General features: G+C 64.0%; 18 protein-coding genes and 2 pseudogenes. 8 read left to right on the top strand and 12 right to left on the bottom strand.

Going from position 1 to position 21,881, the window contains the following annotated elements:
- Nucleotides 1–77 precede the first annotated feature (77 nt).
- Nucleotides 78–2,282 carry a 3-hydroxybutyrate oligomer hydrolase family protein gene (locus KKQ75_RS11300; RefSeq protein WP_213362274.1) on the top strand — a complete coding sequence of 735 codons (2,205 nt, stop codon included), beginning with the start codon at nt 78–80 and terminating at the stop codon, nt 2,280–2,282.
- Between the two features lie 240 nt (nt 2,283–2,522).
- Nucleotides 2,523–3,695, top strand: coding sequence for an iron-containing alcohol dehydrogenase (locus KKQ75_RS11295; RefSeq protein ID WP_213362273.1), 1,173 nt, complete (start codon nt 2,523–2,525; stop codon nt 3,693–3,695).
- A gap of 135 nt (nt 3,696–3,830) precedes the next feature.
- Here KKQ75_RS11295 and KKQ75_RS13100 read toward each other — a convergent pair whose 3' ends face one another.
- Complete coding sequence (locus tag KKQ75_RS13100; RefSeq protein WP_250131075.1) at nt 3,831–4,910, bottom strand: YadA-like family protein; 1,080 nt, start codon at nt 4,908–4,910, stop codon at nt 3,831–3,833.
- A gap of 341 nt (nt 4,911–5,251) precedes the next feature.
- Between KKQ75_RS13100 and KKQ75_RS11280 the strand changes: the two genes are divergently transcribed.
- Nucleotides 5,252–6,604: a sodium-dependent transporter gene (locus tag KKQ75_RS11280; protein ID WP_213362270.1), complete on the top strand. Its 1,353-nt coding sequence runs from the start codon at nt 5,252–5,254 to the stop codon at nt 6,602–6,604.
- Here KKQ75_RS11280 and KKQ75_RS11275 read toward each other — a convergent pair whose 3' ends face one another.
- Nucleotides 6,605–8,032, bottom strand: coding sequence for a helix-turn-helix domain-containing protein (locus KKQ75_RS11275; protein ID WP_213362268.1), 1,428 nt, complete (start codon nt 8,030–8,032; stop codon nt 6,605–6,607).
- A gap of 215 nt (nt 8,033–8,247) precedes the next feature.
- Between KKQ75_RS11275 and KKQ75_RS11270 the strand changes: the two genes are divergently transcribed.
- The 4 genes from KKQ75_RS11270 (at nt 8,248) to KKQ75_RS11255 (ending at nt 12,874) form a co-directional block, all read left to right on the top strand.
- The gene (locus KKQ75_RS11270) at nt 8,248–9,747 is read left to right on the top strand and encodes a CoA-acylating methylmalonate-semialdehyde dehydrogenase (RefSeq protein ID WP_213362266.1); all 1,500 of its coding nucleotides are present in this window, start codon (nt 8,248–8,250) and stop codon (nt 9,745–9,747) included.
- Nucleotides 9,748–10,048: 301 nt separating this feature from the next.
- The gene (locus tag KKQ75_RS11265; protein ID WP_213362264.1) at nt 10,049–11,209 is read left to right on the top strand and encodes an acyl-CoA dehydrogenase family protein; all 1,161 of its coding nucleotides are present in this window, start codon (nt 10,049–10,051) and stop codon (nt 11,207–11,209) included.
- Between the two features lie 27 nt (nt 11,210–11,236).
- A complete protein-coding gene (gene mmsB, locus KKQ75_RS11260; protein WP_213362263.1) occupies nt 11,237–12,130 on the top strand; it encodes a 3-hydroxyisobutyrate dehydrogenase in 894 nt (297 codons plus the stop codon).
- A gap of 279 nt (nt 12,131–12,409) precedes the next feature.
- Nucleotides 12,410–12,874: a MaoC family dehydratase gene (locus KKQ75_RS11255; protein WP_213362262.1), complete on the top strand. Its 465-nt coding sequence runs from the start codon at nt 12,410–12,412 to the stop codon at nt 12,872–12,874.
- A gap of 149 nt (nt 12,875–13,023) precedes the next feature.
- Here KKQ75_RS11255 and KKQ75_RS11250 read toward each other — a convergent pair whose 3' ends face one another.
- From KKQ75_RS11250 to KKQ75_RS11225, 6 genes and pseudogenes are all read right to left on the bottom strand, one after another.
- A complete protein-coding gene (locus tag KKQ75_RS11250) occupies nt 13,024–14,373 on the bottom strand; it encodes an MFS transporter (RefSeq protein WP_213362261.1) in 1,350 nt (449 codons plus the stop codon).
- Between the two features lie 391 nt (nt 14,374–14,764).
- Nucleotides 14,765–15,954, bottom strand: a pseudogene (locus tag KKQ75_RS11245) (benzoate/H(+) symporter BenE family transporter).
- Between the two features lie 77 nt (nt 15,955–16,031).
- On the bottom strand, nt 16,032–16,817 hold the full coding sequence (locus KKQ75_RS11240; protein WP_213362260.1) for a 1,6-dihydroxycyclohexa-2,4-diene-1-carboxylate dehydrogenase: 786 nt from the start codon (nt 16,815–16,817) through the stop codon (nt 16,032–16,034).
- A gap of 1 nt (nt 16,818) precedes the next feature.
- Nucleotides 16,819–17,835, bottom strand: coding sequence for a benzoate 1,2-dioxygenase electron transfer component BenC (gene benC, locus KKQ75_RS11235; RefSeq protein WP_213362259.1), 1,017 nt, complete (start codon nt 17,833–17,835; stop codon nt 16,819–16,821).
- Nucleotides 17,836–17,844: 9 nt separating this feature from the next.
- On the bottom strand, nt 17,845–18,321 hold the full coding sequence (benB, locus tag KKQ75_RS11230; protein ID WP_250131137.1) for a benzoate 1,2-dioxygenase small subunit: 477 nt from the start codon (nt 18,319–18,321) through the stop codon (nt 17,845–17,847).
- A pseudogene (locus KKQ75_RS11225) lies at nt 18,315–18,632 on the bottom strand (benzoate 1,2-dioxygenase large subunit); the annotation flags it as partial. The pseudogene KKQ75_RS11225 and the gene benB, both read right to left, overlap by 7 nt.
- A gap of 1 nt (nt 18,633) precedes the next feature.
- Between KKQ75_RS11225 and KKQ75_RS11220 the strand changes: the two are divergent.
- On the top strand, nt 18,634–19,194 hold the full coding sequence (locus tag KKQ75_RS11220; RefSeq protein WP_250131136.1) for a LysR substrate-binding domain-containing protein: 561 nt from the start codon (nt 18,634–18,636) through the stop codon (nt 19,192–19,194).
- Between the two features lie 616 nt (nt 19,195–19,810).
- Here the strand turns inward: KKQ75_RS11220 and KKQ75_RS11215 are convergent.
- The 4 genes from KKQ75_RS11215 to KKQ75_RS11200 form a co-directional block, all read right to left on the bottom strand.
- Nucleotides 19,811–20,395 (bottom strand): hypothetical protein, encoded by a 585-nt coding sequence (locus KKQ75_RS11215; RefSeq protein WP_213362255.1) that lies wholly within the window; start codon nt 20,393–20,395, stop codon nt 19,811–19,813.
- A gap of 81 nt (nt 20,396–20,476) precedes the next feature.
- A complete protein-coding gene (locus KKQ75_RS11210) occupies nt 20,477–20,821 on the bottom strand; it encodes a single-stranded DNA-binding protein (protein WP_213362254.1) in 345 nt (114 codons plus the stop codon).
- On the bottom strand, nt 20,814–21,350 hold the full coding sequence (locus tag KKQ75_RS11205; RefSeq protein WP_213362253.1) for a hypothetical protein: 537 nt from the start codon (nt 21,348–21,350) through the stop codon (nt 20,814–20,816). Before KKQ75_RS11205 ends, KKQ75_RS11210 begins: the two co-directional genes overlap by 8 nt.
- Before the next feature lie 10 nt (nt 21,351–21,360).
- Nucleotides 21,361–21,879, bottom strand: coding sequence for a hypothetical protein (locus tag KKQ75_RS11200; protein WP_213362252.1), 519 nt, complete (start codon nt 21,877–21,879; stop codon nt 21,361–21,363).
- Nucleotides 21,880–21,881 lie beyond the last annotated feature (2 nt).

The raw sequence follows: 21,881 nt of genomic DNA, 5'->3' as shown, positions 1-21,881 counted from the left end.
CTCTGCCCGCACTCGTTGCAATTGGTCACACAGCCCATGGAAACCCCTGCCAAGTCCTCCGTCCCGTGCTTCCTACCATGGCATTTCCTTCCCAACCCGATGGAGATTTGCCCTTGCAGCCTGCCCGCTCGTCCGCGTCCCTCATCCCGGCTGTTGCCGCCACCGTCCTGCTTGCTGCCTGTGGTGGCGGTGGGGGCGGCGCAAGCAGTGCAGAAGGCCCCTACAACCAGCGCCCGCCCTATCTCTTCGGCGACATCGGCAAGCAACACTACGACGGCCAGTCCGACGACCTGCTCACCGCCGGACTCGGCCAGACCGGCCTGGCGGGCGCTGCTCCCGCCTATGCCAACCCGCTGGCACCCACCGCGGCCGAGCTACGCCGCAATGCGATCTACAACAATTACCGCGCCCTCGTCGATCCCACGCCGGCAGGGGGCTTCGGCACCGTGTTCGGCCCCGCGGTTGACGTCCGGGGCCAGGCCACGCTGGGCGAAGGCAAGATCCCGGGCACCGAATACATCGTCTACGCCGACCCCGGCAGCGGCCACGAGAACGTGACGCTGATGGTGCAGCTGCCGGACCGCTTCGATGCCGCCAATCCCTGCATCGTCACCGGCACCTCGTCCGGTTCACGCGGCATCTACGGCGCCATCGGCACCTCGGGCGATTGGGGCCTGAAACATGGCTGCGCCGTAGCCTACACCGACAAGGGCACAGGCAATGGCATCCATGCGCTCGCCTCCGACCAGGTCACCGGCATCGACGGCGTGCTGCAGACGGTGGCAGCGCTGGGCAAGCGTGCGCTGTTCCAGGTCTATCCGGACAAGCCGCATCTCGACAATTTCAGGCAGACCTATCCGCACCATGTGGCCTACAAGCATGCGCATTCGCAGAACAACCCCGAGAAGGACTGGGGTCGCGACACGCTGCGCTCGGTCGAATTCGCTCTCTATGTGCTCAATGAACAGCTCGCCGGCAAGGCCTCCAACGGCCAGACGCTGCGCAAGTTCACACCACAGAATACGCTGGTGATCGCCTCGTCTGTTTCCAACGGCGCCGGCGCCGCGCTGGCCGCTGCCGAGCAGGACACCCAGGGCCTGATCGACGGCGTGGCGGTCTCCGAACCCCAGGTGCAGCTGCGCGATGTGGGCGGACTTTCCATCACGCAGGGGAATGTGCCGGCCAGCCGCATCGGCAGTTCGCTGGTGGACTATTTCACCTACGCCAACCTGTACCAGCCCTGTGCCGCACTGGCCCAGCCCTTGAGCATGTCTGCAGCGTTCTGGCCAGCCGCTTTCACCACCGCTGCGCAGAACCGCTGCACCGGCCTGAAGGAAAAAGGCCTGCTGACGGCGACCACGCTCGAGGCACAGGCCAGCGAAGCGTTGCAACGCCTGCATGCCTACGGCTGGGGCCCGGAGCATGACTTCCTGCACCAGTCGCACTACCGTCTCGCCACCAACGCCATCGCCGTCACCTACGTGAATGCCGCTGGCCGCTTCCGCGTGCAGGACCAGGTCTGCGGCTTCAGCTTTGCCAATACCGATGCCACAGGCAAGCCGGTCGCGCAGGCCCCGGCCACCCTGGCGGGGCTGTTTGCCAGCGGCAACGGGGTACCGCCGACCAGTGGCGTGAACATCGTCTACAACCCGGCGGTGAATGCGGACGGCACGGCCGCCGGGCCGGTGCTGGATTTCCTCGCGCTGTCGCCGAGCACACGCCGGGCCGACTTCGCCCTGGACGGCGCCCTGTGTCTGCGTGCCATGGCCACCGGTACCGACCCGGTCAGCGGTCAGCCGCTCACCGGCACCCTGAATGCCGATGCCCGGAAAGTGCGCAAGGGCATCAGCGAAGTACAGATCGCCGGCACCGCCAGCGGCAAGCCCACGCTGGTGGTTGCCGGCCGCAATGACGCGCTGATCCCGCCCAACCACGCCAGCCGCGCCTATATCGGCAAGGGCCTGATGGGGCAGGCCGGCGCGCCGCTGCGCTACGTCGAGGTCACCAACGCCCAGCATTTCGACAGCTTCCTCGGCTTCGGCCCGCTGCTGGGCTATGACACGCGCTTCGTGCCGCTGCACTACTACTTCAACCAGGCGATGGATGCCATGTATGCCCATTTGCGCAACCAGAAGCCGCTGCCTGACAGCCAGGTGATCCGCACCACGCCGCGTGCGGCGGGCAGTACGCTCACCAGCACCAACCTGCCGGCCATCGCGCAGGCGGCTGCAGCGGGCAACCGCATTACCTTCAGCCAGAACACGCTGCGCATCCCGCAGTAAGCGCGCAAGCTGAGCATGCCCCCGTGTCCTGAAGGGCCGGGGGCATTGTGTTTGATCGTCACCATTGCCTTGATCGCGCCCGACGCGCCGTCACCGATCCGTGCCGCGGCGTCCTGAACGCGCCTGTAAAAAGTGTGCCCTGTTCTTTCTATCCCGCTACGCTTCCAAGGGCAATGGGGCCGCGCTACCATCAAACTCTTCCCGCCACAGGTTCCAAGCGCCTTCACTCAGCCTTCTATCATGCAGAATTTCGACTACCAGAACCCCACCCGCATCCTCTTCGGCCAGGGCAGCATTGCCAAGCTGGCCAAGGCCGTTCCGGCCAATGCCCGCGTGCTGCTGCTGTATGGCGGCGGCAGCGTGATCCAGAACGGCACGCTGGACGAAGTGAAGGCCGCGCTGGCCGAAGGCGGCACGCGCCAGATCACCGAATTCGCCGGCATCGAGCCCAACCCCACCTTCGAAACCCTGATGCGCGCCGTGCAACAGGTCAAGGCCGAGCAGATCGACTTCCTGCTGGCGGTCGGCGGCGGTTCGGTCATCGACGGCACCAAGTTCGTCGCCGCTGCCGCCGCACTGCCGGAGGGCGAAGACCCCTGGAACATCCTGCTCACCGGCGGCCGCGTGGTCAAGTCCGCCCTGCCCTTCGGCTCGGTGCTGACGCTGCCGGCCACCGGCTCCGAAATGAACAACGGCGCCGTCATCACCAAGGCCGCCACGCACGACAAGCTGCCCTTCTCCAGCCGCTGCACCTATCCGCAGTTCTCGGTGCTCGACCCCGCCAAAACCTTCACCCTGCCCAAGCGCCAGGTCGCCAACGGCGTGGTCGATGCCTTCGTGCACATCACCGAGCAATACCTCACCTACCCGGTCAACGCCCGCGTGCAGGACCGCTTTGCCGAAGGCCTGCTGCGCACCCTGGTGGAGATCGGCCACGACGCCATCGAGAAGCCGGACGATTACGACACCCGCGCCAACCTGATGTGGACCGCCACCATGGCCCTCAACGGCCTGATCGGCGCCGGCGTGCCGCAGGACTGGGCCACGCACATGATCGGCCACGAACTCACCGCGCTGCACGGCATCGACCATGCGCGCACGCTGGCCGTGGTGCTGCCTGCGGTGATGCAGGTGCGCCGCGAGGAAAAGCGCGCCAAGCTGCTGCAATACGCCGAGCGCGTCTGGGACATCCGCGATGGCGAGCCCGAGGCCCGCATCGACCAGGCCATCGCCTGCACGCGCGCCTTCTTCGAGTCGCTGGAAGTCCCCACCCGCCTGTCCGACTACCAGCTCGACGCCAGCGCCATCAACGCGCTGGTCGCGCAACTGGACAAGCATGGGATGGTCAAGCTGGGCGAAAAGCAGGATATCAACCTGGAAACCAGCAGGCAGATCCTGCAAGCTGCGCTGTAAGTCCCATCATCGTTCCAAGCGAAAAATGGCGTCCAGGCAAATCTGGACGCCATTTTTCTGTTCAGCCCATCCGTCGCCGGGATGCTTGAGGGAGGGCACAAGCACCTTCAACGGATGGAACGCTCTCCCGCTGGCTTACCAGGAGAAGCCGGCCTGTGCCTTCACTGCAGTCTTGCCGCCGGAGCGCGTGGCTTGAGACACGCCCAGACCCAAGTTCCAGCGTTCGTTCACCTGGTAACCCACGGCCAAGCCGACCGCAGTGGCGCTGCCGTAGTTGCCAACCGCCATGCCGGCCCATCCCTTGCCAGGAGCCAGCGTCGGCATGCTGGGAATCGCGAGAGCCGCAGCAACGCCGTTGTCGGTGTACTTCTGCGCTTCGCCAAAGCGCTCATTGAGCTGGTTCAGGTTGACCGCATCGGTGCCTGCAACGGCAGCACCAACGTTCTGGATACGCTGGCCGTTGTTGTTGATGCCGTGGGTATTGGTCATGCCTTCCACGGACAGGTTGCGACCAACATTGACATCCTGACCCACGTTCAGGGTGCCAAAGTTACCAGTAGTTGCATTTACCTTGGCAGTATTCACTTCACCAGCGTTCACCTTGTCGGTGTTCACTTCACCAGCGTTCACCTTGGCGGTGTTCACTTCGCCAGCATTCACCTTGGCGGTGTTCACTTCACCAGCGTTCACCTTGTCGGTGTTCACTTCACCAGCGTTCACCTTGGCGGTGTTCACTTCACCAGCGTTCACCTTGTCGGTGTTCACTTCACCAGCGTTCACCTTGTCGGTGTTCACTTCACCAGCGTTCACTTCGCCAGCGTTCACCTTGCCCGCGTTCACTTCCGCCGAGTCTACCTTGCCGGTAACCTCCAAATCGCCATCGATCTTTGCGTTGCCATTGTTGGTCAGCAAACCGGTATTGGTGATGCCCTTGGTGGTCGTAACGCCAGTCACGCTGAGCGCCCCCCCCACCGTCGCATTGCCGGAAGTGCCAAGCGTAGTCGTAGTGATGCCACCAGGCGCATTCAGAACACCGCCGTTATTCCCATCCGGATAAGGAATGCCCAAGAATGAATTCCAAACAGTGACTTCCTTGCCTCCAATTGTGACATCCGCCGCCTGTGCCGACTGCAATGGCACCATAGCGCCCACCCCAGCCAGCAGCGCGCCTAGCAGCGTGTTACGAGTCATGTCCATGTGTTTACGTGTTTTCAAGTCGTTCTCCTCTTGTCATTGATCGAAACTAACCCCTATAGGAAAAAGGGTGCCCCACCAGAAAACTGGACCCACATTTCGTGACATTTGTCACAAAACGTGCGCCGTTTCGATGATAGCAGATGTTGCAGATCTTTACTCACTTGCTCACGTAGCAATTACGCGACAATCCTATATGGCTCAGAAATTGACCCTCAATATTCATCAAAAATGAGTATTTAACGGGGAGGGCCTATTCCCCTCGCATGCCACGGGCCGCAGTTCCAGCGCCCCTATAATGCAACTCCCTTTGGCAGGCTGTGCAATCGTCCGTGCATACGCTGCCGCATGCCCCTGAAAACATGACCTCCCCCGCCACCCGCGACAGCTTCAGCTCCGGCTTCGGCGTGCTCGCCGCCACCCTGGGTTCTGCCGTCGGTCTCGGCAACATCTGGATGTTTCCCTACCAGACCGGCAACAACGGCGGTGCCGGTTTTCTGCTGATTTACCTCATCGCCACGCTGCTGGCCGGCCTGCCGCTGATGATTGCGGAGATCAGCCTGGGTCGCACCGCACGCACCGATCCGGTCGGGGTCTATCGCAAGCTGGCGCCAGGCACGCTGTGGTGGATCATCGGCGTGCTCGGCCTCATCTCGGTGCTGCTGATCATGTCGTTCTACTCGGCCGTGGTCGGATGGGTCTTTGCCTACGTGGGCAAGAGCGTGGGCGGCGGCATCCTCACGCAGGATCGCGGGGTGCTGGAGCAGACTTTCGGCGCCCTGGTGAGCAATCCCGTCGCCGCTCTGGGCTGGCAATGGCTGGTGCTGCTGCTGGTCGGCGCCATCATCACCTTCGGCGTCAGCCGCGGCATCGAGGCGGTCACCAAGCGACTGATGCCGCTGCTGTTCGGCCTGCTGGTGCTGGTAGCGGCTTTCGCACTGATGCTCCCGGGCGCCATGGAGGGCGTGCGCTTCCTGTTCCTGCCCGACTTTTCCCGCATCGACAGCCAGGTGCTGCTCAAGGCGCTCGGCCTGGCCTTCTTCAAGCTCTCGCTGGGCGTGGGCAGCATGACCATCTACGGGAGCTACTTCCGCCAGGAGCAGAACATTCCGCGCACCGCGCTCACGGTGATGCTGGCCGATCTGACCGTGTCCATGCTGGCCGGCCTGGCCATCTTCCCCGCCGTATTCGCGCTCGGCTTCAACCCCGCCGGCGGGCCCGCCCTGCTGTTCCAGACCATTCCCGCCGTATTCGCCGGCATGCCCTTCGGCCACCTGCTGATGGTCACCTTCTTCGTGCTGACCACCTTCGCCGCCATCGGCGCCATGCTGTCGCTGGTGGAAGTGCCGGTCGCCATCCTGCACGAGCGCCTGCGCATGCGCCGTGCCCGCGCCACCTGGCTCACCGCCCTGCTGCTGGTCGCGCTGGGCAGCCTGTCGGCCCTGTCTTCCAGCACGCTGAGTGGGGTGCAGCTTGCAGGCATGAACCTGTTCGATCTGTTCGATTTCCTCTCCAGCAAGCTGCTGATGCCGATCACCGGCCTGCTGACCTGCCTGTTCGTGCTGCTGCGCTGGAAGCGCGCCGGTTTCGTGGCGGCCAACAGCAATGGCGGCACGCTGGGCAACGCAGCGCTGCTGCGGATCATCTACATCGTGCTGACCACGGTCACCCCGTTGCTGATCCTGACCGTGATGCTCTACGGCCTGCTGGGCTGATCAGCTCTCTTCCAGCCGGTACGACACCAGCGACTCGCTGAAATCGTCGTTGTGCAGAGGCTTGCCCGCCGGCGGGAAGGCGCGCTGCACGCAATCGGTGCGCGGGCAGACGCGGCAGCCCGGCCCGATCGGCGTGATGGCGCGCGGCTGCTGCAGATCCCAGCCATCGGCATACACCAGTTCCCGTGCCTGCGCCAGTTCGCAGCCGATGCCGAAGGCAAAGCGCTTGCGCGGCGCGTGAAAGCTGCCGCCGCCACGCTGCACGCTGCGCGCAATGCCGAAATAGCGCGTGCCGTCCGGCATTTCGGCCACCTGCGTCAGAATCTGCCCCGGCTGGGCAAACGCCTCGAACACATGCCAGAGCGGACAGGTGCCGCCATGGCGTGCGAAATGCAGCGAGTTGGCGCTCTGCCGTTTGCTCACGTTGCCGGCCTGATCCACCCGGATCAGGTACATCGGAATGCCGCGCGCCCCGCTGCGCTGCAGCGTGCTCAGGCGGTGGCACACGCTCTCGAAACTCACCTGGAAGCGCCGCTGCAGCTGCTCCACGTCGTAGCGCATGCTGCGCGCCGCCTGCAGGAATTCGCCATAGGGCAGCAGCAGCGCCCCGGCAAAGTAATGCGCCAGCCCCTGCCGCGCCAGCGTGCGCGTTTGCGCGTCGGCCAGCGCCGTCTCTTCGGCGCAGGCCTGGTCCAGCAGGTCGCCGTAGGCCAGAAAGCACAGTTGCGTCGCCATCTGAAAGGCCTGCTGTGCATCGCCGAGTTGCGGCTTGAGCACCAGGCGGCGCCGGCGTGCGTCGTACTGGCGCAGTTCCAGCGTGCTGGCCTCGCCGGCCACCACCTCGATGCCATGCTCCTGCTGCAGGCGTTCGCGCAACTCGGCCCCCCGGCGTCCCGGCTGCAGGGCCCAGTCGCGCGCCAGCTGCTCGGCCTGCCGGTCCAGCGCATCGAAATAGTTGTCATGCCGGTTGAAGAAATCGCGCGCCGCCTCATGCGGAAACGGCGCCTGGGCCGCCTGCTGCGAATCGCCGTAGAAACGGTCCACCAGCTGCTGCAGCTCCTCCTGCAGATGCAACTGCTTCTGGTACAGCGCTACCAGCGTCTCGGCCAGTGCCGGCACGGTGTGCACCATGCGGTCGATATCCGCGGGGGACACGCTGGCATCCCCCACCAGTCCCTGGTCCCGGAAGATGGCGTCCAACTCGCCCAGCAGGCGCCGGTTGCGGTCCTCGGAAAAATCGCTCAGGTCCACCTGGAACACCTGCGTCAGCTTGAGCAGCACCGACGCCGTCACCGGCCGCTGGTTGTTCTCGAGCTGGCAGATATAGCTGAACGACAGCCCGAGCCGCTCGGCAAAGGCGGACTGGGAGAGCTGGTTTTTTTCGCGCAGGCGCCGCAGCGCCGGGCCCATCAGGAGTTTGCGTGACATGGAAGCAATGGAATGGCGTGATCGGGAACCCTTTGCACAACATTTGCAAAAGTGCGTCCCGAATTGCAAAAGGTATCACACCTACACACTGATACAGCGAAAACCTAGGGGAAACACGTAGATGATTTGCAAAGCTTGTGAATACCATTTTTGCAAAGGTCGGGCCAGGCGCCCGACCAACGCTTTTTCATGCCGACTACCGAAGGAGACACCCCATGAGCATTCCCAGCGTCCCGCTGCTGATCAACGGCCAATTCGTCCAGTCCAAGACCACCGAATGGCGCGACGTCGTCAACCCCGCCACGCAGGAAGTGATTGCCCGCGTGCCCATGGCCACCCAGGAAGAACTGGACGCCGCCGTTGCCGCTGCCAAGGAAGCCTTCAAGACATGGCGCTACACCCCCATCGGCACCCGCGCCCGCATTTTCCTGAAGCTGCAGCAGCTGATCCGCGAGAACATCAAGGAAGTGGCCGCCATCCTGACACGTGAACAGGGCAAGACCCTGCCCGACGCCGAAGGCGACGTGTTCCGCGGCCTGGAAGTGGTCGAGCACGCTGCCAACATCGGCACGCTGCAAATGGGCGAATTCGCCAACAACGTGGCCGGCGGTGTCGACACCTACACCATCCTGCAGCCGCTGGGTGTGTGCGCCGGCATCACCCCGTTCAACTTCCCGGCCATGATCCCGCTGTGGATGTTCCCGATGGCCATCGCCACCGGCAACACCTTCGTGCTCAAGCCCTCCGAGCAGGATCCGATGTCCACCATCCGCCTGTGCGAACTGGCGCTGGAAGCCGGCATCCCCGCCGGCGTGCTGAACGTGGTGCACGGCGGCGTTGACGTCGTCAACGGCATCTGCGACCACAAGGACATCAAGGCCATCAGCTTCGTCGGTTCCACCGGCGTCGGCACGCACGTGTACAACCGCGCCAGCCTGGCCGGCAAGCGCGTGCAGTGCATGATGGGCGCCAAGAACCACGCCATCGTGCTGCCGGACTGCAACAAGGAGCAGACCCTCAACGCCCTGGCTGGCGCCTCCTTCGGTGCTGCCGGCCAGCGCTGCATGGCCCTGCCGGTCGTGATCCTGGTGGGCGAGGCCCGCAACTGGGTGGACGAAATCGCCGAGCGCGCCAAGGGCCTGAAGGTCGGCAACGGCGCCACCCCCGGCGTGGACGTCGGTCCGCTGATCAACAAGAACGCCCGTGCCCGTGTGGACAACCTGATCGCTTCCGGTGTCGAGCAAGGCGCCACCCTGGTGCTGGACGGTCGCAACCCACAGCTGGAAGGCGCGGAAGCCAACGGCAACTTCGTCGGCCCAACCCTGTTCAAGGACGTCACCGTCGACATGGACATCTACAAGCAGGAAATCTTCGGCCCGGTGATGTGCGTGATGGGCGCCGAGACCCTGGAAGAAGCCATCCAGATCATCAACGACAACCCGAACGGCAACGGTACCGCCCTGTTCACCCAGAGCGGCGCTGCAGCGCACAAGTTCCAGGAAGAGATCGACGTCGGTCAGGTCGGCATCAACGTGCCGATTCCCGTGCCGGTCCCGCTGTTCTCCTTCACCGGTTCGCGCGCCTCCAAGCTGGGCGACCTGGGCCCCTACGGCAAGCAGGTCATCACGTTCTACACGCAGACCAAGACCATCACCAAGCGCTGGTTCGACGAAGCCAACGCCGGTGGCGTGCACACCACCATCAGCCTGAAGTAATTCCGGCTGCGGCCTGACCCGGCAGGGACGGTTGCCCAGACAACCGCCCTGCGCAGGCTGGCCATCGCTGTTTTCCCCGGAGTCGCCTCCCCGCTGCGGCTCCGTTTGTCAGCGCGGCACCATGACCCGGTCCAGCGTCCCGACGTAGCGCGCCTGTCTCAGTTCAAGCGCGTAACGGTCGAAAACGATGCGCCTTGGTCCTCTGTCCGCGCGTACCGCCCTGCAAGAACACGCTGCCCCCGCCGGCAGCGCCAACAAGAATCGAGACCCCTTTCCGAGCGAGGGAAGGAGGAGACAAACCATGTATTTCGACCTGACCGACGACCAGCAACAGTTCGTCAGCGTGGCGCGCGACTACGCCGCCGGCGAACTCGCCCCCAACGCCGCCAAGTGGGACGCCGAGCACATCTTCCCGCGCCAGGCCATTTCCACCGCCGGCGCGCTGGGCTTCTGCGGCCTGTACGCTTCCGAAGAATACGGCGGCCTCGGCCTGTCGCGCCTGGATGCCACGCTGGTGTTCGAGGAACTGGCGGCCGTCGATCCTTCCACCACGGCCTTCATCACCATCCACAACATGGCGACGTGGATGATCACCAACTGGGCCAAACCCCAAATCGCCGAGCAGTACGCGCCGGCGCTGACGGCGGGTGACCAGCTCGCCAGCTACTGCCTGACCGAGCCCGGCGCCGGCAGCGATGCCGGCAGCCTGCGCACCACGGCCAAGTTGGAAGGCGACGAATACGTCATCAACGGCGAGAAGATGTTCATCTCCGGCGCTGGCGCCACCGACGTGCTGGTGCTGATGGCCCGCACCGGCGGCCCGGGTGCAGACGGCATCTCCGCCCTGCTGGTGCCGGCCAACCTGCCGGGCATCCAGTACGGCAAGAACGAGGAAAAACTCGGCTGGCACAGCCAGCCCACGCGTGCCATCAGCTTCAGCGACGTGCGCGTGCCCGCCAGCCACCTGCTGGGTGCCGAAGGCGAAGGCTTCAAGATCGCCATGAAGGGTCTGGACGGTGGCCGTATCAACATCGCCACCTGCTCCGTAGGCGCGGCCCAGGGCGCGCTCAATGCCGCGCAGCAGTACATGAACGAGCGCAGCCAGTTCGGCAAGAAGCTGGCCGCGTTCCAGGCGCTGCAGTTCAAGCTGGCCGACATGCAGACCGAGCTGGTCGCCGCGCGCCAGATGGTGCGTCTGGCCGCGTTCAAGCTGGACACACGCAGCCCGGACGCCACCACCTACTGCGCCATGGCCAAGCGTTTCGCCACCGACGCCTGCTTCAACATCGTGAACGAGGCGCTGCAACTGCACGGCGGCTACGGCTACCTGCGCGAGTTCCCGCTGGAGCGCCTGCTGCGCGACGTGCGCGTGCACCAGATCCTGGAAGGAACCAACGAGATCATGCGCGTGATCGTGTCGCGCCGCCTGTTGGGCGACCGCGGCCTGGATTCGATCCGCTAACCCATTCACCCACAAGGAGACACATTCATGAACATCGCATTCATCGGCATCGGCAACATGGGCGGCCCCATGGCCATCAACCTGCAGAAGGCCGGCCACACGGTCAAGGCCTTCGACCTGTCCCAGGCTGCCTGTGACGCCGTCAAGGCCGAAGGCGTGACCGTTGCCGCCAGCGCCAACGATGCTGCCAGGGACGCCGAAGTCGTCGTCAGCATGCTGCCCGCCAGCGCCCACGTCGAAGCCCTGTACCTGGGCAAGGACGGCCAGCCCGGCCTGCTCGACGTGCTGCCGGCCGGCGCACTGATCATCGACAGCTCCACCATCGCCGCCGCCAGCGCGCAGAAGGTGGGCGCTGCTGCCGCCGCCAAGGGCTTTGCCTTCATCGACGCCCCCGTGTCCGGCGGCACCGCTGGCGCTGCTGCCGGCACGCTGACCTTCATGGTCGGTGGTGACGATGCCGCACTGGGCCGCGCCCGTCCGCTGCTCGAGAAAATGGGCGCCAACATCTTCCACGCCGGCAGCGTGGGCGCCGGCCAGACGGCCAAGATCTGCAACAACATGCTGCTCGGCATCCTGATGATCGGCACCAGCGAAGCCATGGCCCTGGGTCTGGCCAACGGTCTCGATCCGAAAGCACTGGCCGAGATCATGCGCCGCAGCTCCGGCGGCAACTGGGCGCTGGAAAAATACAACCCCGTGCCCGGCGTGATGGAAACGACCCCGGCCAGCAAGGGCTACGCCGGTGGCTTCGGCACCGACCTGATGCTCAAGGACCTGGGCCTGGCGCAGGAAAACGCCATGCACGTGCGTGCCAGCACCCCGCTGGGCGCCATGGCGCGCAGCCTGTACGCGGCGCACAGCCTGTCCGGCAAGGGCGGCCTGGATTTCTCCTCCATCATCCAGATGCTGCAGAAGGCCTGATCCTTCGACTGTCTCCTTCTGCGGGCCTTGTGCGCGCAGGCAAGGCGCGCTGGCTTTCGGGCCGCGCGCCTTTTTTGTTTGCGGGGTCACCTCTGCCGTGCCGATCTTGCGCCGGCACGCTGTCGACGCATGCCTCCGCCATCGCACAATTCCTGGAGTTGCACTGCCGCTCCTGCCTTCCCCATCGCGCAATCCCCGAGCTTGCTCAGCCGACAGTACATTGCGCAGGCCGCGGATAATGGTCCATCCGCTCCTCCCACACTCTCATGGAGACCCCCGATGCCCGCCAGCCCCGCACGCCCGCTCTATCTCGACGACCTGAAGGTCGGAGACATCTTTGTCAGCGATACGCACGCTCTGGACAAGGAGCAGATCGTGGAGTTTGCCTCACGCTACGATCCACAGCCATTTCACCTGGATGAAGAGGCCGCCAGGGATTCATTCTTCCAGGGCCTGGCCGCCAGCGGCTGGCAGACCGCCGCCCTCTCCATGCGCCTGATGGTGCACAGCCTGCCAGTCGCCAACGGACTGATCGGCGCCGGCACCGAACTGAGCTGGTCGCAGCCCACGCGCCCCGGCGACGTGCTTCGCGTCACCAGCACCATCAAGGACATCCAGCCCTCGCGCAGCAAGGCCGACCGCGGCATGGTGACGGTGGAAAGCATCACCACCAACCAGCACGGCGAGCGTCTGCAGAAGCTGACCAGCAAGCTGCTGGTGTTCCGCAAGCCCGCCTCGGCCTGACGAAAAAAACCCATAGCGGTTGCCAGCTATGGGGGGCAATGCAGGACCGGCACCGGCTCCTTCGGAGCGCTGGCCAGCCCGCAGGGGGTTGTCGGCTCCTGGCAGTCCGCGTATCGGCAACACGCGGATCAGCCAGTGTTCCGGCAGGCTCAGCGCGCAGGCGCCGCAGCCGTCTGCAGGTGGATCAGGTGCGAGTGCGACTTCTTGGGGTTGATGAACGCAATCGCGAGGGCTGCCACCACGGCCGGCAGGGCGATGGCCAGGAAGTTCATCTGCAGCGGCAGTTCCATGGCCACCAGGATGCCGATCACGATCGGAGCCAGGATGGCGCCGGCACGGCCCACGCCGGAAGCCCAGCCGATACCGGTGGAGCGCACGTCGTAGGGGTAGAACTGGCCCACGTAGGCGTAGGTCACGATCTGCGTGCCGATGGTGGAAGCACCTGCCAGGCCGACCATGAAGTACAGCAGCGGCAGCGGCAGCTTGTAGCCGAGCGAGGTGATCGAGATGGCGGCCAGCGCATAGAACACGATCTGCACCACCTTGATGTTGAAGCGGTCAGCCAGCCAGCCGCCACCGATGGCGCCGATCATGGCTCCGAAGTTCAGCACCAGCACGAAGGTCAGGGCGGAACCCAGGCTGTAGCCGGCGTTGGCCATCAGCTTGGCAAGCCAGGAGCTCAGGGCGTACACCATGAACAGGCACATGAAGAAGGCGATCCAGAACATGATGGTGCTGAAGCCGCGGCCATCCTGGAACAGGCGGCCCAGGCTGACGGACTGGTCCTTGTTGTCGGAAGCGGGCAGTGCGAAGTGGTCACCCTGCTGGGCCACGTAGCTGGGTTCGATGCGGTGCGCGATCTTCTTTAGCTCTTCGTGGCGGCCTTTCTTGATCAGGTAGGTGGCCGACTCGGGCAGCGACATCATCATGAACGGCACCAGCACCAGCGGAGCGGCAGCGGCGAAGAACACGGCCTGCCAGCCATAGTCGGCGATCAGGCCCTTGCCCAGCACGGCGGCCAGCATGCCGCCCACGGCGTAGCCGGAGAACATCAGCGTCACCATGGTGGAGCGGATCTTGCGCGGGGAGTATTCGGCCATGTGCGCCACCACGTTCGGCAGCACGCCGCCAATGCCGAGGCCGGCCAGGAAACGCATCACGCTGAAGGAGATCGGCTCGTGCGTGAGGCCGGCTGCAGCGGTGAAGATGGAGAACAGCGCGATACAGATGGCGATGGTCCAGCGGCGGCCGACCTTGTCAGCCATGGTGCCGAGGAAAATCGCACCGAACATCATGCCGAACAGGGCCGAGCTCATCATGAAGCCGGCGTTGGTGGGCGACACGCCCATTTCCTTCATGATGGACGGCAGCGCCGCACCGGCCACGGCCAGGTCGTAGCCGTCGAAGATGATGATCAGCGTGCACCAGATCAGGACGATCCAGTGGAAGCGCTGAAATTTTGCATGGTCTATCAGGGCATGCAGGTCCACGTGTCTCATGGTTGTCTTCCTAGTTGTCGGCCTGTCTGCACAGGCCGGCGTCCTGGTGGAACCAGGCTCTATCTATGGCGAAATTGCCGAGGGCAAACAGGTACAGCATGCTGATTTCGCCTGACAGGACAGTGACAGCACCCCGCACACTGCGGATAAGGAGCAGCAGCCACGACAACGCTCTTGTTGTTTGACGTTTACGTTAACTGCAGCGCCGAATGATAGAAGGAGGCCCCCGGCACGGGTTTAGGGGTTTTTCCTAAATCACGGCTTTCAGGGGCAACCTATGTGGCTTGAATTGGACAAGAATCCAACCTTCCTACTAAGGTATGCGGGATTCACGGAACTATCACTGATTCGGTATACCTCCTGCGACGGTCGACGGGAATACTTTGCGCCCTCAAGAAGCGCTGGCTGGCGCGGTCGTCCGGGCTGCCTTGCGCCAGCTCAGCACCGCATGCGCCAGCGAACCGATCACGATGCCCCAGAAGGCCGAACCCAGCCCCAGGAACGTCATGCCGGACGCCGTCGCCAGAAAGCACACGATGGCGGACTCGCGATGTTCGGGCTGCTCCATCGCAGCCACCACATTGCTGGTGATCGCGCCGATCAGCGCCAGCCCCGCCAGCGCCGCCAGCGCCGCCAGCGCCGCCACGAAGGCCGGCGGCAGCGCGGCAAACAGGGTGACGATGGAACCGGCAAACAGCGCCCCCAGCAGATAGAACGCGCCATTGGCAATGCCGGCGATATAGCGCTTGCCCGGGTCCTCGTGCGCATCCTTGCCCGTGCATAGCGCGGCCGTGATGGCCGCCAGCACGGTAGTGATGCCGCCAAACGCCGCCACTGCGAGCGAGGTCAGGCTGGTCACCATGATGATCGGCCGCGCCGGCGTGTGGTAGCCCGAGAGCTGCAGGATTGCCATGCCCGGCAGGAACTGCTCGGTCAGGCTGACCAGCACCAACGGCAGCGCAAAGCTGAGCGTGCTCTGCCAGGTCCACTGGGGCATGGTGAACACCGGCATGGCAAGCTCCAGCGTCACGCTCTGGAACTGCGTCTGCCCCAGCGACCAGGACAGCAGCACCCCCGCCAGCAGCACCAGCAACACCGCGTAGCGTGCAAAGAAGCGCCGTGCCAGCAGATAGACCACGATCATGCTCAGCTCAATCTCCGGCATGCTCGCGGTCGCCTGGAACACGTTCAGCCCGAACTGGAACAGGATGCCGGCCATCATGCCGGCCGCCACCCCGCGCGGATCATGCGCACCAGCTTGTCGAAATAGCCGCTCACCCCCACCAGGAAAATCAGCACCGCAGCGGTGATATAGGCACCGACCACCTCGGGCATGGTGATGGCCGGAAACAGCGTGATCAGCAGCGCCGTGCCTGGCGCCGACCAGGCCGTTACCACCGGCACCTTCAGGAACCAGCTCAGGAAAATGCCGGAAACGCCCGCGCCGACCGAGATGGCCCAGACCCAGGAGGTCGTCATCTCCGGCGACATGTTGCCGGCGTGCGCCGCCTGGAAGAAGATCAGCAGCGGGCCGGCATAGGACACCGCCACGGCCAACAGGCCGGCCAGGATGGCGGACATCGGGCCATGGGCGTGCGCTGCGGGCGCGCTAACAGAGGTACTGCGCATGAGGAACTTCCTGAAGGGTGGGGCTCGGTTCAGCCCTGGTCGCCGCCGCCCACGGGCAGCACCGATCCGGTGATGTACGAGGCCTCGTCCGATCCCAGGAACAGGATGGCTCCGACCTGCTCGTCGATCGTGCCGTAGCGGTGCATCAGGCTGCTGGACAGCGTCTGGTCGACGATGCCCTGCATCCAGGCTTTTTCCTTTTTGCTCAGCTTGTTCGGGTTGCGCGGGATACGGCGCGGCGGCGCTTCGGTGCCGCCGGTGGCCACCGCGTTCACGCGGATGCCGTCCTGTGCATGCTCGAACGCCAGGCTGGCCGTCAGCGCATTCACGCCGCCTTTCGAGGCAGAGTACGGAATGCGGTAGATGCCGCGCGTGGCAATCGACGACACGTTCACGATCGCCCCGCCCTTCTGCTTGAGCATCTGCGGCAGCACGGCGCGGCACATCCACAGGGTGGGAAACAGCGAGCGGCGCACTTCGGCTTCCACCTCTTCGGGCTGGTATTCCTGGTAGGGCTTGAACCAGATCGAACCACCCACGTTGTTCACCAGCACGTCGATGCGCTTGTAGCGCTTGATCGCCGCCTTGGCCACACTCTCGGCACCGGCCCAGGTTTCCAGGTCGGCCAGTTCCACAACCACATCGACGCCCAGCGCGCGCACTTCATCGGCCGTTTCCTGCACCAACTCGGAGCGGTCGGCCAGCAGCAGGCGCGCCCCTTCCTGCGCCAGCGCCAGCGCCACGCCGCGGCCAATGCCCTGTGCCGCGCCCGTCACGATCACCGTCTTGCCGGCGTAGCGTTCACGTCCCTGCATCTCAGGCCTCGCTCGGAGCAAATTTCTCGTAGTGGAAGCTCGCCGGCTTCACGCCCTGTTCGTCCAGCCAGTGGCGCACCGCATCCACCATGGGCACCGGACCGCACAGATAGACATCCACGTCGCCGCCATTGAGCCATTCGGACTCCAGATGCTGCGTCACATAGCCCTTGCGCTCGTGCGCGCTCTCGGGCGCCGCCACGCAGGTGCGGAACTCGAACCAATCATGCTGCGCCTGCATCTGCTGCAGCTTGTCGATGACAACCAGATCGGCATCGTTGGTCACGCCCAGCACCATGCGCACCGGCTGCGGGCTGCCCGTCTTCGCCAGCACGTCCAGCATCGACAGGAAGGGCGCCAGCCCCGTGCCCCCAGCCAGGAACAACACCGGGCGCTGCACCGGGCGCAGGTAGAAGCTGCCATACGGCCCGGAGATGCGGATGCGCTCCTCCACCTTGGCCTGCTCGCCCAGCCAGCCGCTCATGCGCCCGCCCGGCACATTGCGCACCACGAACTCGGCCTGTGCCGCACCCGGCGGCGAGCTGAAGGAATAGGCACGCGTCAGCTCCGCGCCCGGAATCTGCACATTCATGTACTGGCCCGGCAGAAAGCTCTGGCTGGCCGGATCATCGAGCTGGATGGCGAAGCCGAAGGTGGTGTCCGACAGGCGCTGCACCGCTGCCACCGCGCCATCGAAGTTGTGCACCCCGGTCTTGCAGGCGGCCGACGATGCCGGCACTTTCACCACGCAGTCCGAGGTCGGCTTCATCTGGCAGGTCAGCACATAGCCCTCCGCCGCCTCGTCCGGCGTGAGCGCATCTTCCACATAGGTGGATTCGGGCATGTCATAGCTGCCGGATTCGCAATGGCAGCGGCAGGTGCCGCATGCGCCGTCACGGCAATCCAGCGGAATATTCAGTTTCTGGCGGTAGGCGGCATCGGCCACCTTCTCGCCGGGATTGCAGTGGATGAAGCGGGTGACACCGTCCTCGAACTGCAGTGCGATGCTGTACGTCATGATGGCACCTCAGATGTGAAAAATGTCGATCACCTGGTTGATGTAGTCGTTCTTCAGCACCACGTACTTGTCCACGATCTTCGGCTGCGCGCCGGAGACGTCGATCCGATAGCGCGACATGCCGAAGTACTGGTAAATCGTCTTGTAGCGGAAGCTCAGCGTGTGCCAGTTGAAGCGCACGGTGACGATGTCGCCCTGCTGCACTTCCAGCTCCACATTGCTGATGTTGTGGCTGGTGCGGGTGTCCGGCATGGTGGCGCTGGAGCGCTCGGTCTTGATGCGGAACACGCGGTCTTCCAGACCCTGGCGGTTCGGGTAATAGATCAACGAGATTTCGCGCTGCGGATCCTTCACCAGCGTGTCGTCGTCATCCCACGAGGGCACCCAGAACTGCGCGTTCTCGTCATAACACTCCAGCCACTCGTCCCACTGTTCGTCATCCAGCAGGCGCGCCTCCTTGTACAGGAAAGCCTTCAGGTTCACCAGATCGTTGTTCGCGCTCTTGCTGCTGCTCCTTCTTTTTCTACGGCCTTCTGCATCACTTCCATCCAGTAGTGGTGCTGCAGCGTGTACAGTCCCTCGTCCTCGGTCTTCACGCCCGACAGCAGCGGCTTCAGGCCGATGGCATCGGCGGCTTCGTCCGCACCGCGGATCCAGTGCTTGCTGCCGCGCGACTGGTCGTTCCACTCCAGCGCAATGCCGTTGTAGCCCTGCTGGCAGGCGCGGAACTCTTCCAGATCGTCCGGCGTGGCCATGCCGCTGGCGTTGAAGAAATCTTCATACTGGCGGATGCGGCGCATCGAGCTCACCCTGCACGAGATGGCCACCGTCGAGCAGAACCAGGCGCTGAAGGAAGGTCGCATCGATGTCGGCTTCGGCCGCGTGCGCATCGACGACGCCAACGTGCGCCGCATCGTGCTGCGCGAGGAAGTGATGATGCTCGCCGTGCCGTTCGAGCATCCGCTGGGCCTGGCCGGCAAGCCGGTGCGCCTGCAGCAGATCGTGCACGAACCGCTTATCCTGTTCCCGCGCGCCCCGCGCCCCAGCTTTGCCGACCAGGTGCTCGCCGCCTTCCGCGACCGCGGCCTCGAGCCCGCCAACATGCAGGAAGTGCGCGAACTACAGATCGCCCTCGGCCTCGTCGCCGCCGGCGCCGGGCTGTCCATCGTGCCGAAAAGCGTGCACGGCATGCAGCGCACCGACGTCACCTACCTCCCGCTGGACGAGCGGGGCGTCACTTCCCCCATCGTCATGGCCATCCGCATGCTGGACGACTCGCAGGACCTTCGCAACCTGCTGCAGCTGATCTACACCATCTATGACGACGAAGGGATTGCCTATGTGCGGGAAACGCTGTGAGCATGCCGGTCCGGTGCACTACCGCAATGCTGCGACGGGCATGAAAAAGCCAGCTCGACACCATGTCGCGGGCTTGGCGGCGGGCTCCGCAGGGGAGCGGGCAGGAAGGATGGCACTGGCGGGGACCACATTGAAGTCATAACCTATTGATTTCATTGAGCACCAATACATACCAATCGGAAAAGTACCGTCAAAAATACCGTCAAATTGATTTGCTGCCCCCTTTTCTGCCGATTTGGCCCGTTGCCGATGCCCTACAGCCATGGTGTTGATCGCCGCAACATTGCACCATGCAGAGCGTGCAATGCATCCCGTCATTGCTTTTTTGTGGGGTTACACGGGTTACGGGGTTACACCGTTGATTTCATTGACTTTTTCTGTAACCCCAGCGTTTTGCCATGGGGTTACAGGGGTTACAGCACGGGGTTTGGATGTGATCGGCTCAAAGTCGAGCCGAATGTCGCGCACCAGGTGGCAGCATGTGGCGCTCTTTTTTTTTGGGTTGCAACCTGCAACCACGCCTGCAACTTTGGTCGCGCCACTACTGCGGCGCCCATGCAAAAGGGGTGTCACTTCTGACACCCCATTACTGTGATCTTGCCGTGCTGCCGATCCATCATGGGAAGTCCAGGTCTTCATCGGGCAAGCCTGCAGCTCGAATCCTTCCCCGTATCAATCCCAGCCTGCGGTGCATCCCCATAACGGTGACTTCACACGCTTTGCTGTACTGATCGAGCATCCGGCCATAGGTCGCCCAGTGCATCCCCTTGGGCTTGCCACCCTCGCCGTTGAGAATCCCCGGCACCCAGCCCAGCCGATCCCGCATCTTGTCGGCCTTGCGCAATGCCCTGCCGTCTTGGGTTTCCCGCTGTGACTGATACGCCAGCTTGTGGCAGTGCCTGCAGGCATAGATCGCGCCGCCGTACAGCTTTGCCACTCTGCGCCCGCAGCAGGGGCACAGAAACCAAACCCGACTTCCTCCATAGTTGCAGGGGGTGTAGGTCAGCGGCACCACGTAGTCATGATCCTTCCAGTCCTCGCCGGTTCGCCGTGATCGGTATATCAGCCGCACGCCCTTGCCCTCCATGCGGTAATTGATCGTCGCTGTCCGCTGCCCGTTGCTGCTCCAATAGATTTCACCTGCTGCAGCAGGCGCCAGCCAGCCATTACGCTGCATCTGGCGCACGTCCAGACTGCGCATGTCCGATGTGGTGCTGCGCCCGCCGTGCCTGCCGCTGCCGTATCCGCCCATGCCGCACCTCTCAAAGATATTCCGAAAACATCAGTCAAATTGCTGGTTTTCTGCGTCCTGCATCTGCTGGCGCTTCTTCCTGCCATGGTAGGCCGTCAGCACCTGCTGCACCTGCATATCCAGCGCTGGCCGCGCCTGCCCATCCTTGTCCGTCCATGCCTTCGGGCTGATGCTGCCAGCCAGCGCCACGGCGTCGCCGTCACCCAGCACCAGGAACTGCCGTGCAGCGTCACCAAAGACAATGCACGAGACAAACAGCACCTCGCCGTTACCGGCTGCTGCCTTGACCTTGCCCAGCGCGTATTGCTTGCCGTGGCTGTCGGTCCTGCTTTGTGGCTGGCCGTACACCTTGCCCGCAATCAATCCATCAATCATCGTCTTCCTCATCGCTGTTGAGTTGGTGCACTTCCGCATCCTTGGCAAGCTGAAAATTCACAGGCACCCCGGCATTGCAGCGCTCATGCCCCAATGCCTCCACGGTGGCGCGGACATGCTTTTCTGTCATGCCCAGCACATCGCCGATTTGCTCCATGGAATACATGGGCCTACCATCTGCCGCCCATGCACCAGGCTGCGGCAAGCCGAAGCGGTCCTGCATTTCCTGCTGCACCTGATCCTGCTGTCCCTTTGGTGCGTACCCCACACACTCGATAGCTGCAAGCATGGCCTGTATCGAGCGTGCGCCCTTCTCCTGCAAAGCCGCCTGCAGTTCCTCCCGCGCTCTTGCATACCGGACTGCCTGCGCATCTTCTGGTTCCATGCCGTACAGCTCACCATCGGACACCAGGCTATCGGCATGCCCCTGCATGGCCTGCGTCAGCGGGTGATTGGCGCCGTAGCGTTGGCGGTACTCGTTGGCCTGCTTGCTGGCCTGCTTGCGTGCTGCGTGTTGTTGAATGCTCATTGCTGCCCCTTCAGTTGATGCGGTGAACCTGCCCGGCGTCTGACACCATGCCGCCAATGTCGAGCCCCTTGTCGGCTGCTGCTGCGAGCATCTCGGCAAATGCCTGCTCTGCTTCCTGCTCATCCAGCCCCAGCGCCTCGCCCACTTCGGCCACGCTGTACAGCGGATTGCCGTCATCATCGCAGTGCGTGGCCGCCGGTAGCTGGAACATCTCGCACATCTTGTCCATCATGGCCTGCTGCAGTTCCTCCGGCAGATGCTCGTGCACCTGCATGATGGCAATGCCCGCTTCTGGGGAATCCTCGCCATGCTCTGCAATCACGGCATTCATTTCATCCACTGCCGCCAGGAAGCGCTCGTGCCGCTGCTGCTGTGCCTTCAGCTCATCCTTGACCCATTGGGGCGCAAGATCGAGCGCCTCCCGCATGGCAGCCTGTGCCTGTGGTGCATCCACGCCGTGCACCTCCACCAAGCGTTTGGCCCGCTCGTTGGCCGCTTCAAACTGTGGTGAAGTTTCCCTGTTGCTCATTG

This window comes from Brachymonas denitrificans, from assembly GCF_907163135.1.
GTDB lineage: Bacteria > Pseudomonadota > Gammaproteobacteria > Burkholderiales > Burkholderiaceae_C > Brachymonas > Brachymonas denitrificans_A.
Note: the sequence above shows the minus strand (reverse complement) of the source record. Positions and strands in the feature narration are given on the sequence as shown.

What these genes read in the sequence shown, in the direction of transcription:
- KKQ75_RS11300 (WP_213362274.1), top strand. Translation starts at nt 78, where the DNA reads ATGGCATTTCCTTCCCAACCCGATGGAGATTTGCCCTTGCAGCCTGCC.
- KKQ75_RS11295 (WP_213362273.1), top strand. Translation starts at nt 2,523, where the DNA reads ATGCAGAATTTCGACTACCAGAACCCCACCCGCATCCTCTTCGGCCAG.
- KKQ75_RS11280 (WP_213362270.1), top strand. Translation starts at nt 5,252, where the DNA reads ATGACCTCCCCCGCCACCCGCGACAGCTTCAGCTCCGGCTTCGGCGTG.
- KKQ75_RS11275 (WP_213362268.1), bottom strand. Translation starts at nt 8,032, where the DNA reads ATGTCACGCAAACTCCTGATGGGCCCGGCGCTGCGGCGCCTGCGCGAA.
- KKQ75_RS11270 (WP_213362266.1), top strand. Translation starts at nt 8,248, where the DNA reads ATGAGCATTCCCAGCGTCCCGCTGCTGATCAACGGCCAATTCGTCCAG.
- KKQ75_RS11265 (WP_213362264.1), top strand. Translation starts at nt 10,049, where the DNA reads ATGTATTTCGACCTGACCGACGACCAGCAACAGTTCGTCAGCGTGGCG.
- mmsB (WP_213362263.1), top strand. Translation starts at nt 11,237, where the DNA reads ATGAACATCGCATTCATCGGCATCGGCAACATGGGCGGCCCCATGGCC.
- KKQ75_RS11255 (WP_213362262.1), top strand. Translation starts at nt 12,410, where the DNA reads ATGCCCGCCAGCCCCGCACGCCCGCTCTATCTCGACGACCTGAAGGTC.
- KKQ75_RS11250 (WP_213362261.1), bottom strand. Translation starts at nt 14,373, where the DNA reads ATGAGACACGTGGACCTGCATGCCCTGATAGACCATGCAAAATTTCAG.
- KKQ75_RS11240 (WP_213362260.1), bottom strand. Translation starts at nt 16,817, where the DNA reads ATGCAGGGACGTGAACGCTACGCCGGCAAGACGGTGATCGTGACGGGC.
- benC (WP_213362259.1), bottom strand. Translation starts at nt 17,835, where the DNA reads ATGACGTACAGCATCGCACTGCAGTTCGAGGACGGTGTCACCCGCTTC.
- KKQ75_RS11215 (WP_213362255.1), bottom strand. Translation starts at nt 20,395, where the DNA reads ATGCGCAGTCTGGACGTGCGCCAGATGCAGCGTAATGGCTGGCTGGCG.
- KKQ75_RS11210 (WP_213362254.1), bottom strand. Translation starts at nt 20,821, where the DNA reads ATGATTGATGGATTGATTGCGGGCAAGGTGTACGGCCAGCCACAAAGC.
- KKQ75_RS11205 (WP_213362253.1), bottom strand. Translation starts at nt 21,350, where the DNA reads ATGAGCATTCAACAACACGCAGCACGCAAGCAGGCCAGCAAGCAGGCC.
- KKQ75_RS11200 (WP_213362252.1), bottom strand. Translation starts at nt 21,879, where the DNA reads ATGAGCAACAGGGAAACTTCACCACAGTTTGAAGCGGCCAACGAGCGG.